Source organism: Paenibacillus lentus (assembly GCF_042714055.1).
Taxonomy (GTDB): Bacteria; Bacillota; Bacilli; order Paenibacillales; family Paenibacillaceae; genus Fontibacillus; species Fontibacillus lentus_A.
This window is the reverse complement of sequence record NZ_JBHGVC010000011.1, coordinates 111,008-126,638: the sequence shown is the minus strand read 5'-3', so window position 1 is coordinate 126,638 and position 15,631 is coordinate 111,008. Positions and strand designations below refer to the sequence as shown.

Below are 15,631 nucleotides of genomic sequence, written 5' to 3'. Positions count from 1 at the left end.
GAAAAGTTCTGGAGGAATGAGCAAGAGTTCGTCGTATAAAAATAGCCGCAATAGGTCACCGATCGGCAACCTGTTGCGGCCTGCAAACTTGATTGTAGATTCCCTATAAAGGCAGATTTGCCTTCGACCCTTCCTGATTTAAGTGGCAGTCGATTGGTCGCCCTTATTCCGTTTGCGATTACTCCATGGCGTTCCTAGAAGCGGAAGCGCCCATCTGTCCAATCCATACCAGCCGGCCACCTTCCAGGCCAGCACAATCCAGGTTGCGAGTATAAACAGCAGCGGATTCGTGCTCAAGGTTCCGGCGAACAGGAAGCTTGCATTCATGAAGGCGCCGAAAAAGGCTGCGATCCCCGTCAGTAAGCCAAGGATCAGGCCGAGGCCCACGAGCAGTTCACCGAAAGCAACGAAATAGGAGAACAGCGTGGCATTGGGCAGAACCATATTTTCCAGAAATGAAGCATACCAGCCTGTTACGTCCTTTCCTTCTGCGGCTTTGCCAAGCGCCCCTTTTACAAACCCCGTCAGGCCTGCACCTGCATTGCTCCCAACCCACTGATCGCTAGTTACCTTGTGCCATCCCGCGGTTAACCAGGCATAACCCAAATACAGTCGAATAACTAACCACAAAAGGGCCGATCTCGTGTTATTAAACAAAAAATTCGATACCGGATTGTCAGGAATAATGATGTTTTTCCCTCGCAACTCATCTTTAATCGTCATTGCATCATCTCCTATTGATTCAAATTTTAGCAAATTATTTTTTAATCGTATAACATTTTATATAGATAGCAAAGGATAAAGTTGGATATTTCGTTTTTTATTAATCTCAAAGCACTGACAAGCTCGTCTGGAATGGTAGGTTAAGTCACTTACATTGGATTATGTAATAATCGTCTCATCGGTGGAACGAATCAGAGTGCTTCCGAATTCAATCAAATGATTATCGCGGAATATACGAATGATTATACGAATGATAATGTTATAAGGATAATACCTATCTCAGGATAGATTATTTCGGGAGTGAGCGTTAAAGTTACGAATTTACTTGCAAAAAATGATAAGATAGTTCTGCGTGTTACACGAGATGAAGTATGTACTAGTATGAGGAAAAAGGATAATATGGCCAATTTAATTGGAGTTTTCAAGCATGAACTAACTATCGGGAACAAGATCTTGTTTAAAGCAAAAGTCGTCACAAAGAGGCTTGCGAAATATTGAAAGGAATGACCCGTGCATATGCAAATTAAGATTGGAATCGTTGGCATGCAGTATGTCGTAGATAAGCTACTGAAGGTTATAAAGGCATTTCCTACATTTACTCCGATTGTACGGATAGTTAATGATGAGGAGCAAGTCCCGTCTGCCGTTGAAACGTTGATGCTGGAAGTAGAGGCGCTTCTATTATTCGGTGCGCACTCGCATCGTAAAGTTAAAGAAAACATCAATGTAACGGTTCCGGTGCATTATGTACCACTAACGGGAGCAGGGCTGTACAAAACATTATTTCGTGCATTACAGACAGGTCACCTCAGCGGCGGCATATCTGTAGATTCGCTTACGAAATCCATGGTTATGGGTGCGCTCAAAGACCTTGGGATCGAGCAGACGAAGGTGGTTGTTTATAGCGGTCCTGCTCATGCCTCACCGGACAAGCTGTTTGCATTTCATCATAACCTGTTGAGCACAGGTGCATGCTCATTCGCTATTACAGGGGTGGAATCCGTAGCACGGAAGTTGTCTGATCTTCAGGCTGCGAACGAATGGCTAATTCCTTCGGATCAGGACATGAGCGTGACGTTGGAGCGTGCGCTTCTATCAACGGAATCTCGCCGCAATAAAGAATCGCAAATTGTCGTTGGGATGATTAAGGTCGATGATTTCGGCAAGTTGGTGATGAAACGGAATAATGAGCATGAGGTTCAAAAGCTAAAGCTGGATATTCATCGTATGGTCTTGGACTATGTTGAATCGCTTGATGGCTACTTGACACCGCTAGGTGGAGATGAATATTTATTCTTTACCACTAGGGGGATTTTTGAGAGGGAAACGGGTGGCTACAAAACGATTCCATTAGCCAAAGACGCCAACCATTCATTAGGGATTACATTAAGCTTGGGAGTAGGGTTTGGAACCTCGGCTAATGAAGCGGGGACAAATGCCAGGATCGCCCTTCGCAAATCGATTGAAGCTGGGGGAAATATCTGCTTTATTATTCGTGAGGATCAGACGCTGATCGGCCCTCTCGAAATGGCAGATCCCATCCAAAACGTATTGTCGCCAACGCATGCGGAACTTATCAAAAGAGCAGAAGAAGCTGGTATGACAAGCGCTTATTTAAGCAAATTGCTATCTTACACAGCGAAGTACGGCAAATATGAATATATGGTTCATGAGCTTGCTGCTTTGCTTGATATTACGGTACGTAGTGCTCATCGGTTGCTGTTACTCTGGATCGATAATGGACTCGTTGATATTTCGGGTGTGGAGAAGGTTCCGAAAGGAAGGCCACGGCAAATTTACCGATTTTCTTTTTTGAAAGATAAAACGATAAATTAATTTATTTATCGATTTAAAGACGATTTAAAGATTTGTCTTTATATCACTTTTATAGGTATGATGGGGTTAGATTCATACTAGAAAGGGGAAAATCGCATGAAAACACTTGAGGAACTGGAAGCGAAATTAGCTGAGCCCTCTGAGGACTTAGTAAGGGATTTTTCTTCAGTAGACGGAGATATCATGATTCTTGGAGTAGGCGGAAAGATGGGGCCAAGCTTGGCTAGGCTGGCTAAAAATGCGATCCGTGAGGGCGGATTAAACAAGCGTGTTATCGGTGTATCACGTTTTTCAGACGAAGCAGCAAGACGCGAGCTAGAGGCGGCAGGGGTTGAGACGATTTCCTGTAACTTATTGAATGATGATGAGCTTAATCAATTGCCTCATGCAGACAATATCATTTATATGGCTGGTAATAAATTTGGAACAACGGGCAGAGAGCATTTTACATGGGGGATGAATACTTATTTGCCAGGCAGAGTAGCGGAGAAATTTAAGGATTCCCGAATTGTTGTATTTTCATCGGGTAATATTTATCCCTTCATGCCTATTGGGAGTGGTGGGGCAAATGAGTCGGTATCGCCTGAGCCGTTAGGAGAATACGCACAATCAACTTTAGGTCGCGAGCGTATTTTTGAATATCATTCCCATAAAAACGGAACGCCAATGCTGTTCTATCGTTTGAATTATGCGATTGATATGCGTTATGGTGTGCTATTGGAAATCGCAAAGGCTGTGAATGAACAACGAGTGATTGACTTGACTATGGGGCACGCCAATGTGATTTGGCAGGGAGATGCCAATGAGATGGCGTTGCGTTGCTTAACAGAGTGTTCGAATCCACCAACTGTTATGAATATTACCGGGCCAGAAACGATGTCTATTCGTTGGGCTGCTGAAGAATTTGCGAAGCGTATGGGTAAAGAGGCCCTGTTTGAAGGTACAGAATCAGAGATTGCGCTGTTGAATAACGCATCGAAGTCACATCAGCGCTTTGGATACCCATCTGTGTCATTACTTCAAATGATTGATTGGCTGGTTGAATGGATTCAAGCTGACGGAGCAACATGGAATAAACCGACCCATTTCCAAGAAAGAAAGGGGAAATATTAAATGACTGCTGCCACACTTTCCGCCGAATTGTTGAAAGCGCTACATGAAGGGCTTGTTATACCAGCACATCCTCTAGCTTTGGATGAGAATCGACAGCTGGATGAACGACATCAACGTGCGTTAACTCGATACTATGCTGCTTCAGGAGCAGGTGGAATCGCCATCGGTGTCCATTCGACACAATTTGAAATTCGCGATGAACCCTACAATTTATTTGAGACTGTTCTGCGAATGGCCGCGGAAGAAATCGCGAAGGCGAATATACAACGTCCCTTTATTAAGGTGGCAGGGATTTGTGGGCCTACAGAACAAGCAATTAATGAAACACGATTTGCACAATCACTAGGTTATGATGCAGCACTTTTGAGTATGGGAGGGCTTACGGACTGGAGTGAGGAAGACATCCTGGAGAGAACAAAGCAGGTAGCGGCTATTATGCCCGTTATCGGTTTTTACTTACAGCCATCGGTAGGTGGTCAGATCTTCAGTTTTGACTTTTGGTGCAAATTTGCAGAAATCCCCAATGTAATCGCTGTCAAAGTTGCTCCTTTCAATCGCTACCAGACGATTGATGTTGTACGTGCTGTGTGTTATTCCAGCAGACGAGATGAAATCGCAATATATACGGGCAATGATGATAATATAATCAATGATTTATTGACCACTTATCGCTTTGAAGTCGCTGGTGAAACGATCGAGAAGACCGTTGTCGGAGGATTACTAGGTCATTGGGCGGTTTGGACGAAAAAGGCCGTAGATTTGTTGGAGGAAATTAAGATTGCCCGAAAGCATGGAGAGCTGTCAAAAGAATGGTTAATGAGAAACGTACAAGTAACAGATGCGAATGCTGCATTTTTTGACCCCGCACATCATTTTAAAGGCTGTATACCAGGTATACATGAAGTACTGCGTCGCCAAGGCTTGCTGCAAGGCACATGGTGTTTGAATCCAAATGAAACGTTGTCTCCGGGACAAATGGAGGAGATTGATCGTGTATATCGGGATTATCCACAACTACACGATGATGAGTTTGTGTCCGCACATCTTGCAGAGTGGCTTGACAACTAATAAAACAGGAGGACTCAAACATGCGGTTTAAGGATGTATTTTCTATTATCGGTCCGAGCATGGTGGGGCCCTCCAGCTCTCATACCGCCGGAGCAGTTCGGTTGGGAAGAACGGCCAGACATGTGCTCGGAGGATTGCCGGAGCATGCCGAAATCCTTTTCTATGGATCTTTCGCTACAACCTATCGCGGCCACGGTACGGATCTTGCTATTATCGCAGGTCTGCTAAATTACGATACTGATGATATGCGTATCAGAGATGCTTTTGAAAAGGCAAAGGATGCTGGGATGGAAGTGCAGCTTCGAACAGCTCAGAAGGCGGGTATGCACCCCAATACGGCAAGGTTTATTCTTCGCAGAGGGGAGCAGAAGGTAATTGTGACAGGGTGTTCCATCGGTGGCGGCAATATTGAAATCGTAGGTATTGATGATTTCGATGTTAAGTTTACGACAATCTACCCAACCCTATTAATCTTTCATGCGGATCGCCGGGGGATCTTAGCTGAAATGACAGATATCTTCAAGCATGCTGATGCCAATATTGGCTACATGGAGGTTGATCGAAAGTCCAGAAGTGGGGATGCTATAACCGTTATTGAAAGTGATGAGGTATTGCGTACCGAGTTTATCGACCAGATCGCTGAAATACCTGATGTTTACATGGTTCGCGTTATTAATCTCACTTCCAAAGGGGATATATTATGAGGTTCTCTAATTTAGAGCAATTGATACAATTATGCGTTAAAGAATCCGTTACGATAGGGAAGCTGATGATTACGGAGCAGGCGGTAGAGACGGGGAAGAGCACTGAGCTAGTGTTGGAGCAAATGGCCGCGTATTATGACATTATGAAAGAAGCGGTTTACAAAGGAATAGACAGCGAATTGAAACCCCGTAGTGGATTAACGGGCGGAGACGCCAAGCGAGTTCGAACTTATATGCACAACGGGGTCGTTTCTTTAGGGACGGAGGCTTGCAGCGCGATGGCGTATGCTTTAGCGGTCTCTGAGATCAATGCATCAATGGGGCGAATTATCGCTACTCCGACGGCAGGCTCCTGCGGCATTATACCAGGTGTGTTCGTTAGCTCGCAGGAGAGATTTGGCTGGAGCGATGAGCATATGGTGCATGGCCTCTTTAGTGCGGGAGCAATCGGCTATGTTATCGCGAATAACTCATTCGTGTCAGGTGCCGAAGGCGGGTGTCAAGCAGAGATAGGCTCTGCGATTGGCATGGCAGCTGGAGCATTGGTGGAACTTCGCGGTGGTACACCGGAGCAGGCTGTTCATTCGGTAGGATTAGCGTTGAAAAACTCGCTTGGCCTTATATGCGATCCGGTCGGGGGATTGGTGGAAGTTCCCTGCATCGTTCGTAATGGTTTTGGTGCCGTTACGGCAATGGCGGCTGCAGATATGGCTCTTGCCGGTGTCAAGAGTGTTATTCCATCGGATGAAGTAATCGACGTTATGCTTGAGGTTGGCAGTGCAATGCCTGAGAAGCATCGGGAGACGGCGATGGGCGGACTTGCTCAAACTCCTACGGGCAGAAAAATTATGAAAGAGCTTTATGAAAAAGAGGAGAGTTGATAGGCAAGTGGATTATTTGAAAATAGGTCTTATTGGTACGGATTCCTCCCACTCTGTTGCATTTACTAGGCTGCTCAACGACTCATCCGATGCGAATCATGTATCGGGAGGGAAGGTTGTTGCAGCTTTTTTAGGCGGTTCTGAAGATTTTCCGCTTAGTGCGGATCGAGTAGAAGGTTTTATGGCAAAGCTGGAGCTTGAATTCGGGGTTCGTAGATTGAGTTCTCCTGAAGAGGTTGCTGCGAGCTGTGATGCAATTTTGCTTACATCTGCGGATGGCCGGGTACATCTTGACCAATTTAGGCGAATAGCTCCATACGGCAAGCCGGTCTTTATTGACAAACCTTTAGCTTTAGACACGATGAATGCTAAAGAGATATTTCGGATCGCGCAGCAATATCAGCTTCCGATTATGAGCTGCTCGGCTTTAAGATATGCACAGCAAATAACAGATGATTTGGTACGCGAGAACCCGGCGACCGTGATTCGGGCCGTTGTTGGCGGCCCTTTGGCTGTGGAGCCGACCCAATCCTACTATTATTGGTATGGAATTCATTCGATAGAGCTTCTTTATGCAATTATGGGTACAGGTTGCCTGGAAGTTAGCGTTACGTCTACAGAAGAGCATGATTTAATAGCTGCTCATTGGAAAGGTGGGCGTACGGGAACAGTTAAGCTCAACCGTTTGCCAGAAAGTCCATTCGTCGCAACGATTAGCCGAGCAGGCCAAACCTCGTTGATCGAGGTTGATTCTAGCGCAAAGCCTTTTTACGCTAGCTTACTTGAGCAAATTATGATTCTATTCGATAGTCATAAATCTCCATTAGATTGGAAAGAGACTTTAGAGATCATTCGCTTTATAGAGGCAGCCGAGGAAAGTAAAAGGTTAGGGCAGTCAGTATTGCTGTAAGAACCTACCATATACAGCTGATTTAAAACCGGTCGTTTGGGATCCTAAAAGTGGCGATATGTCGAGAATAGAAAAAAACAAAATTTTTTATATAGCATTTTCCACCTGTTTAGCAAATTCCACATCAAAAAAACGTTGATATATAAGGTTTTTTCTAACTTTCCACCATGATGGATGTCGAAAAGACACAGCAAATGAAAACGCTTTATTTACGGAATATTTGAACCGATCTACAATGTGAATTACCCGAAGGAACACTTCGGTCACAACAAATGCTTTGCTTTTTCTATTTCAAAGGGGAGGTATAACAATGTCAAAAAGGCTTCTTAGTATGACACTCATCCTAGTGCTAGTCGGTACACTTTTGGCAGGATGCGGTTCAAAAAATGCAGGGGGAAAAGAAACAAACTCAAATGGTGGAGGAACAAATGCCCCATCCAATACGGTGGTTGAAGATATCACTAATGAATATGGTGATACTGGCGGGTTGAAGCTTCCACTGGTAGATAAACCAACAAAGTTGACTTGGATGGTTGTAAGTGAAACTCCGCTTAACGACAAGCTAGTTGCTAAGGAAATCGAGAAACGTACAGGAATTACAGTAGATTTCCAACATTACTCCCCGGCTACTTTCCAGGATAAGCTTCGTTTAATTGTTGCATCAGGTAAGCTTCCAGATATTTTTCACGGGCTTAAACGAGATGAGCTGAAGAGAATCGGTCAACAAAAAGCAGTAGTCGCAATCAACGATTATGTTGATATGCTTCCAAATTTCAAAAGACTATATGTCGATGAAAATCCTTGGGTTGCTAATTCCTATGGTGACGAGAATAACAACATTTATACATGGCCGGTTTACAACATGAATCGTGATGTTAACCATGGCATGATGTACAGAAAAGATATTTTCGATAAGCACAACATTCCTGAGTGGACAAACACGGAAGAGTTCTATCAAGCACTGAAAAAATTAAAAGAAATTTATCCAGATTCATATCCAATGGCATCCAAAACAAAAGAGACGATCTTTAAAGATCTTTCCTATGGCTGGGGTATTGGAGGAGCGAGCTACCCTGCTATCTATTCCGAATCCGATAAAACTTGGAAATTTGCAGGAGTTCAGCCAGAGCATAAAGAGATGCTTGACTTCTTGAAAAAGCTGTATAACGAAGGCTTGCTTGATCAAGAATTCTTGACAGATACCACGGATTCCTGGACTGCTAAGATGACTACAGATAAGTCGTTCGTAACGTGGGACTGGATTGGACGTCTTGATCTATTCTACAACCAAGTAAGCTCGCAATACCCTGAGTATGATCTGCGTTATGCTAACCCAATTGGGCCTACGGGAAATATCCGTACATTGCCTTTAATCAATGCAGACTTTGGAATCACCGTTGCTAATAACGAGAATAAAGAAGCTGCATTGAAATTGTTAGATTATCTGACGAGCCCATCGGGTTCCGAGCTTATCACGCTTGGTGTAGAAGGTGTGAACTTTAACTTTGATGAGAACGGGAAGCCAGTATACCCGGAGCTAGCCGACTTGCCTAACATAGAAATTAAAGTACTAGAAGAGCATTATGGCATGTGGATTGAAGGCATGTATCTTAACCCAGATAGACGCTCTGTATACTACAACTACACAGAGAAAGAGCAAGAGGCTCAAGACAAAATGGTATCAGCAAATAAATTTGAACCTCTAGATCCTGTATTGAATCTTACAGAAGATGAGATTGCCCTTATTGCAGAATTGCAAACATCGATTGAAAAATCGATGAATGAATTCAATTCAAAATATATCCTTAATAAGAACTATGGAGATAAGGAATGGGCTGATTGGCTAGTAACAGCTGAGAAGAATGGAGCAAGTAAATACGCAGAAGTATTCAACCAAGCTCAAAAACGTTTTGAAGCAAATAAATAATATATAGAAAGATTAGGACGATGAATGGCACGGAGGAAATTTATGTTCCGAGTGCCATTTATCGTCACCCGGGAGGAGAAGAGACGTGCCAAACCCTAGCACGGATAAGGGACTTACACTGAATAAGCCATCCTTATTATCACGGATTACCGCATCGTTCATGCGGACGCTGAAGCATATGAAACGAGATAGACAGTTATTGCTCCTATTTCTGCCTTGTCTTATATTTTATATTATTTTCCGATATGGACCATTGTACGGCTTGATTATTGCATTCAAAGATTACAGTGTATTCGAAGGAATTATGGGCAGTAAATGGGTCGGTCTTAAGCACTTCGTAAGGTTTTTCTCGAGTAATGATTTTTTGCTGTTATTCAAAAATACACTAGCACTCGGTTTTTTCGCTTTGATATTCGGTTTTCCAATTCCGATTCTATTAGCAATTTCGCTAAATGAACTCAGAGTGAAATGGTTAAAAAAATCAATTCAGACATTTACTTATCTACCATCATTCTTGTCTGTTGTAATTATAAGTAGTATGGTTATAGACTTTCTATCACCAAGCAGCGGCTTGATTAACAAGCTGATTGCAGCGCTTGGATTTGAAAAGATATACTTTTTGATTATGCCGGAATGGTTCCGTACCATTTATGTTGCATCCGATATTTGGGCCCTTATGGGTTACGAAGCAATTATTTACCTAGCTGCGATCGCCGGTATTAGTCCGACGCTATATGAAGCGGCAAGGGTCGATGGAAGCAGCAGGCTGAGAAGCATGTGGCATATTACGATACCAAGCCTAATGCCAACGATTCTTATTCTTTTCATTATGAAAACGGGCAATATGATTCGAATTGGATATGAGAAGGTATTGCTTCTCTACACTCCGACTACGTACGAAGTGGCTGACGTATTTTCCACTTATGTATACAGAAAAGGCTTAGTTGAGGCGAATTACAGCTATGCTGCAGCTGTTGGCATGTTTGAAGCATTGGTCGCAATGATCATGCTACTGTCGGCAAACTTCATAAGCAGAAAGGCTGGAGGTAAAGGGCTATGGTAGGAGAATCAAAATTTTCCCTATTTGGATTAATCAATGGGCTGATCCTATGCTGCATTGGAATTGCTACGGTCTACCCCATTCTCTATATTCTTGCAATTTCTCTAAGCGACACAGCTTCCGTTGTTCAGGGCCATGTCACCTTATTTCCCAAAGGTATTAACTTAGATGCTTATATGGAGGTTCTAAAAGACACGCGGATACCGAGAGCCTATTTAAACACAATATTTTATACGGGGCTCGGAACCTTCATTAACTTGTTAGTTACTTCTATAGCAGCTTATCCACTGTCCCGCCCCGACTTCATTTGGCGTAAATATTGGATGTTTGGTATCGTGCTAACGATGTTCTTGAATCCAGGTATCATTCCAAACTACATCATCGTTAATACGCTTGGATTGACAGATTCGGTATGGGCATTGGTTATCCCTAATGCGATTTGGACAATGGAATTAATTATTCTGAAAAGCTTCTATGAGAATATGTCTGCGCAAGTCCGTGAAGCGGCACTTATTGATGGTGCTTCCGAGTATCGGATATTGTTTAATATCTTGATTCCGCTCTCTAAACCGGCGCTTGCATCGATTGGGCTCTTTTATTTCATGGGACACTGGAACAGCTTCTTCCTCCCATTGATTTATTTGAATGAACAAAGTTTGTACCCGCTTCAGGTCGTATTAAGAGATATGCTTATTTTTAATGATGGTAGTGGTACAGGACTTGTCGATGCGGCAGCCTTAGCGCCTCAGTCGAAGAAGAATGCCACAATTGTGCTGTCGATGATCCCTGTGTTAATGATCTATCCATTTGTTCAAAAATACTTTGCACAAGGTGTAATGCTAGGTTCCGAGAAGGGTTGAGATTTATTGGTGTATACTTAATTGGACAAAGAAACATGACGGAAGGGATGGCTACTACTTGAAGCGTTACATCACAAATTTGGGCATCATTCAAATCTTTTGTTCGTTGCTCTTAGTCGTCGGCATAATGTTCGTATCCAATTATTTCGTATACAAAAATTCAATTTCTGATATTTATGATAAAGTCGCACAAAACAACACTCTAGCAATAAAGACAATGATTCAATCGTTCGACAATAGCTTTCGATCGATTAACAACATTATTCACTCTATTCATGGACTTCCTTATAACAGTCTAGAGTCGGAAGAAGACGGACGTATTGACATGCTAAAGGTTTACACGATGCAAGAGAGTATTGCTACGCTTGTCTCTTCAGTTGACTTCATTGAAGAAGTGATTGTTTTCTATGATGACATGGATCTAGCCATCACCTCAACCGGCTCAAGTAGTCTTAGCCATTTGTTCCAGAACAAATACAAGCATGATTTGTACAATGAGAGCTATTGGCGGACTTATGCAAAGGGGAAAAATTCATTCAAAGTATTGGCAGGACAATATTTTAAAGTCGCAACGGATACGTCTCAGCATAGAAAAAAGCTTATGGTCGCAGTTGGTGGTAATAAGGTTCGTATTTCGAATAAAAATATAATTATTTTAATAGATGAGGCCGCTTTATTGAAGTATGTGAACCAGGAATTGATGATTCCAGGTGCTTCACTTATCGTACTTGATCAAGAGCGCAGAGTCATTCTTAGTACAGATGCTAATTCCGATTTATCTGGCGTGTTTGATGATGTATATTTCAATTCATTTCATGAAGCCACTTTAACAAAAAAAGATTATCAATATAACATATATAAATCCGATTTTAACGGATTTGTGTATATCGATAAAGCGCCATATCAATTCCACAATATTGATTCAGTAACAAAAGCAAACAAAATGATTATGTTATCGGCTATCATCTGTGCGGTCTTGATATCTGTACTTCTAAGTGTCTATTTAAATAAGCCTGTCAAGAAAATTATTCGTCAGTTAGGCGGCGGCAACAGTAGAGGGAATGATTTCCGAAAAATATTAAGCGGTATTGTAAAAATGCAAATGGAAATCGACTCTACCAAGAAACAAATGGAGTATATGGAATTGGCAGTGCGAAGAGATGTGTTTTTTCAAGCAGTGGATGAACATGCTTACTCCACTTCGGAGCATGATCTAGAGATGCAAAAATATTGCAGAGATATTTTACGCAGCGAGTACTTTGTGTTGCTCATGATTCATTTAAATGTGAAGAGTACGGAACAGCAAGCAACATTATCAATAGAGAAGATCATAGCCGTTATCAATGCAGCTTTGTTGAAAGAACAAAGTGATGTTCAGGTATTCTACGATAACAACCTGAAATTCGTCTCGCTTGTGGGCATTAAACCAGATGAACGTGCAGTGTTGTTAAAGCGTTTGAAACTATTGTTTACTAACCTGGAACAAGGAGAGTTGGTAGGCTATTCAATCTATGTTAGTGTAAGCAAGCTATACGCTACAGAATTTGAGAATTATAAGTTAGCGTATCGTAACGTGGTAAATGGCATGCTATATAGAATAGTTAACGAAAAGTCTAATGTACTGGATGTTGAGAAGATTCAGTACAAATGGAGTCTGTATTTCCCTTTCGATAAAATCGAGAAGCTATCTAATTACGTTTCAAATGGAAAGCTGCAAGAAGGCAAAGAGATTATTTCTGAGACGTTCAGGGAGAACGCAGCTCGAAATGTGCATCATCATCAAATGGCTCATATTGCTAAGACGATGTTCATGTATATGCTGAGACATGCAGAGGATACTGCTAACGCTGACAATGAAATGTATAATTTTGAACAACAGTTTTTACGAAAGATAGATTACGCACATCATTATTTGGATGTCGAGAAAGCGCTTATAGATGTAGCGAAGCACATTTCCGAACATAGTAAGTCTGAACAAACTAATAAACTGAATCCTAGCTTTATTTCTCGGTACATCGAGCTGCACTATATGGAGAACTTATATTTAGATCATATTGCGGAGGTTGTGGAAACCTCGCCAAAATATTTCTCGAGTTACTTTAAGAAGACGTTTGGCATCAACTATGTCGAATATCTTAATAAAGTGAGATTATCACACGCCAGGGAGTTGCTGAAGGACAGCTTATTATCCATTGGTGAAATTGGAGAGAAGACGGGTTATTTAAATTCTTCGACCTTTACGACGACATTCAAAAAGTATTTTGGCATTTCTCCGAGTGAATATCGAAAACAAAATATGAAATGATAGGTCTGGAGTGAAATACGAGATGAAGACGATTACTACTCAAAACGGAAAAATTATCATAACAGTGAGGGAGAAACCGATGTTATTGCACGGTCATGTGCTTATACGGACTGAATATTCGGCTATTAGTCCTGGCACGGAGATGATATTGGTTAGACAGGCATCTGATCGACTCGTCACGTTAGGCTACAATGCAGTGGGAATTGTCGAACAAGTAGGCGAAGGTATTCAGCATATTCAAGTGGGTCAACGCGTAGCCTGCTATGGCGCCCCCTATGTGCATCATGCGGAATGGTTGGCTGTTCCAGCTAATTTGGTAACTGTTGTGCCTGACCATGTCGATCCACAAGAGGCGGCCTTTGCTGGTCTTGGTGCGATTGCAATTCATGCACTTCGTGTAGCTCAGTTGCAATTTGGAGAGTCCGTTGTCATCGTCGGGCTTGGTATTCTAGGTAACATTATCACACAGATTGCTCAAACTGTGGCTTATAGAACCATAGGCTTGGATCTGAGAGAGGATCGGGTAGCTATGCTTCAAGAGCGTGGATTCTCTCATATGTATCACAGTCAAGCGGAGATGGAAGAAGGATTAGCCGATGCGGCGGGACGTTACGGGGTAGATGCTGTCTTGCATTGTGCAAGCGGATCGGGAGAACAATTGATTAATAGCTCGCTCAAATGGATTCGCGATCGTGGGAAAATCGTTATTGTCGGTGATCTAACAGCTGAGTTCTCTAGAGAGCTAATGTTCGGAAAAGAAGCTCAAGTGCTCATCTCGCGCGCTGGTGGTCCAGGTCGGTATGATCCTCAGTATGAAAGAGAGAATAAAGATTATCCGATCGGTCATGTTCGTTGGACGGAAGGTAGAAATGTTGAGGAATACATTCGTTTGTTAGCAGACGGGCGAATCTCGATTAAGAACCTCATAACTAATCTCTATTCAATAGATGACGCTGAAGAAGCCTATATGAATTATAGGACGCCAACGGAAACGATCGCTACAGTCATCAAATACTAGGATGGAGGCTTGTATTTTCAGTGATAAACGATCAACTTGAGATTCGCAGCATTGCAAATCGTGCTGAGTTGGAATCCGTCTATGACATTCTCGGAAACGCTTTCTCCGTTGGAAGAGATTTTTTTCAAATGCGTCTAGATCATGATTCAGCTTATGATAGCTCTACTACCTGGATTACGCTGCAGCAAGAGGCTATCGCTTCTACTATACAAGTTTTTCCTTTCGACATCCGTGTTGAGGACGCAGAAGTGAAAGTCGGAGGAATAGGGAGTGTAGCCACAGTTCCCGAGTATCAAGGGAAGGGATATTGCAAACAAATGCTGCATCGCTTAACTGAATGGATGGAGCAGCAGGAATATGACCTTTCATTGCTTTTTGCTATCATTACCCCTTTTTACGAAAAATCGGGTTGGAGTACCTTTCCTCAAACTTTATATGAATTAAATAAGGCAAACATCACGGTGAACAGTAGCTCAAATTATGATATCCGTCCGTTTGATCCGACCCATATGGATGATATTTCTAATATATATAAGCAATTTAACGAGACCAGAACCTGCACGGTGATTAGGCCGGCGGCCCACTGGAATGATCGGCTCCAATGGCCTAAATGGAAAGCGTCTACCTGTTTTTTGGCTATACGTAATGGGGTTACCGTAGCTTATGGGCATATTTCTGAGCAGACAGAGGACGGGGCTGCCTATCTGGAGGAATTAGGTTATCTCAAGGGCGAGGAAAGTGCAGTTATTCCCTTGTTTCACGCTTTGGTTGAACAGCGTCCTGAGGTCAACCGAATACTAGCATACCTTCCCGAAGATCATCATTTAACCGAAAAATTAACCTCATGGGGAGCAGAGAAGAAGACGAAACGCTATATGATGTGGAAGATAATCAGGCTCCAGCCTTTACTGGCCAAGCTGGCTGCCCTTTTACAAAAGAGGCTGCAAAATAACAAAGCATATGCCGGGAAATCCCTGCAGATCCGATTGGACTGCGCAGGACAAGAAGCATATATTCATTATTTGGACGGACAGATATCGATCGAGGCTGATCCACGGCAAGGGATTGAATACTCAAAAATAACATTAACCCAAGAGGAACTTACGATCTTACTGTTTCAAGGCTGTGATAACTCTAACCCAGAAGCACTTCATGACCCTGTGCTTGGGGCTCTCTTTCCGAAGCAAAACCCTGTCTTTTACAATTTAGATAGGTTTTAAAGTTTT

General features: G+C 42.6%; 13 protein-coding genes. 12 read left to right on the top strand and 1 reads right to left on the bottom strand.

Annotation, left to right across the window (positions count from 1 at the left end; all coding sequences use genetic code 11):
• Positions 1-138: 138 nt before the first annotated feature.
• Positions 139-723, bottom strand: a complete 585-nt coding sequence (locus tag ACE3MQ_RS21445) for a DoxX family membrane protein (RefSeq protein WP_379396510.1) — start codon at positions 721-723, stop codon at positions 139-141.
• Between the two features lie 516 nt (positions 724-1,239).
• Here ACE3MQ_RS21445 and ACE3MQ_RS21440 point away from each other — a divergent pair.
• The 12 genes from ACE3MQ_RS21440 to ACE3MQ_RS21385 all read left to right on the top strand — a co-directional run bounded on the left by ACE3MQ_RS21440 (position 1,240) and on the right by ACE3MQ_RS21385 (position 15,625).
• A complete protein-coding gene (locus ACE3MQ_RS21440) occupies positions 1,240-2,559 on the top strand; it encodes a hypothetical protein (protein ID WP_379396507.1) in 1,320 nt (439 codons plus the stop codon).
• A 96-nt stretch (positions 2,560-2,655) separates the two neighbouring features.
• Positions 2,656-3,672, top strand: a complete 1,017-nt coding sequence (locus ACE3MQ_RS21435; protein WP_379396499.1) for an NAD-dependent epimerase/dehydratase family protein — start codon at positions 2,656-2,658, stop codon at positions 3,670-3,672.
• Entirely contained in the window at positions 3,673-4,740 is a 1,068-nt protein-coding gene (locus ACE3MQ_RS21430) for a dihydrodipicolinate synthase family protein (RefSeq protein WP_379396497.1), read from the top strand.
• Between the two features lie 20 nt (positions 4,741-4,760).
• A complete protein-coding gene (gene sdaAB, locus ACE3MQ_RS21425; protein WP_379396495.1) occupies positions 4,761-5,444 on the top strand; it encodes an L-serine ammonia-lyase, iron-sulfur-dependent subunit beta in 684 nt (227 codons plus the stop codon).
• Positions 5,441-6,325 (top strand): L-serine ammonia-lyase, iron-sulfur-dependent, subunit alpha, encoded by an 885-nt coding sequence (gene sdaAA, locus ACE3MQ_RS21420; protein ID WP_379396493.1) that lies wholly within the window; start codon positions 5,441-5,443, stop codon positions 6,323-6,325. Before sdaAB ends, sdaAA begins: the two co-directional genes overlap by 4 nt.
• A gap of 7 nt (positions 6,326-6,332) precedes the next feature.
• Positions 6,333-7,235 carry a Gfo/Idh/MocA family protein gene (locus ACE3MQ_RS21415; protein WP_379396491.1) on the top strand — a complete coding sequence of 301 codons (903 nt, stop codon included), beginning with the start codon at positions 6,333-6,335 and terminating at the stop codon, positions 7,233-7,235.
• A gap of 310 nt (positions 7,236-7,545) precedes the next feature.
• Entirely contained in the window at positions 7,546-9,162 is a 1,617-nt protein-coding gene (locus ACE3MQ_RS21410; protein ID WP_379396489.1) for an extracellular solute-binding protein, read from the top strand.
• 160 nt (positions 9,163-9,322) lie between these two features.
• A complete protein-coding gene (locus ACE3MQ_RS21405) occupies positions 9,323-10,225 on the top strand; it encodes an ABC transporter permease (protein ID WP_379396582.1) in 903 nt (300 codons plus the stop codon).
• Entirely contained in the window at positions 10,219-11,082 is an 864-nt protein-coding gene (locus tag ACE3MQ_RS21400) for a carbohydrate ABC transporter permease (RefSeq protein WP_379396487.1), read from the top strand. The genes ACE3MQ_RS21405 and ACE3MQ_RS21400 overlap by 7 nt, the downstream gene beginning before the upstream one ends.
• 58 nt (positions 11,083-11,140) lie before the next feature.
• Entirely contained in the window at positions 11,141-13,387 is a 2,247-nt protein-coding gene (locus ACE3MQ_RS21395; RefSeq protein WP_379396485.1) for a helix-turn-helix transcriptional regulator, read from the top strand.
• A gap of 79 nt (positions 13,388-13,466) precedes the next feature.
• Positions 13,467-14,405 (top strand): zinc-dependent alcohol dehydrogenase, encoded by a 939-nt coding sequence (locus ACE3MQ_RS21390; RefSeq protein WP_379396483.1) that lies wholly within the window; start codon positions 13,467-13,469, stop codon positions 14,403-14,405.
• A 20-nt stretch (positions 14,406-14,425) separates the two neighbouring features.
• On the top strand, positions 14,426-15,625 hold the full coding sequence (locus ACE3MQ_RS21385; protein WP_379396481.1) for a GNAT family N-acetyltransferase: 1,200 nt from the start codon (positions 14,426-14,428) through the stop codon (positions 15,623-15,625).
• Positions 15,626-15,631: the final 6 nt, after the last annotated feature.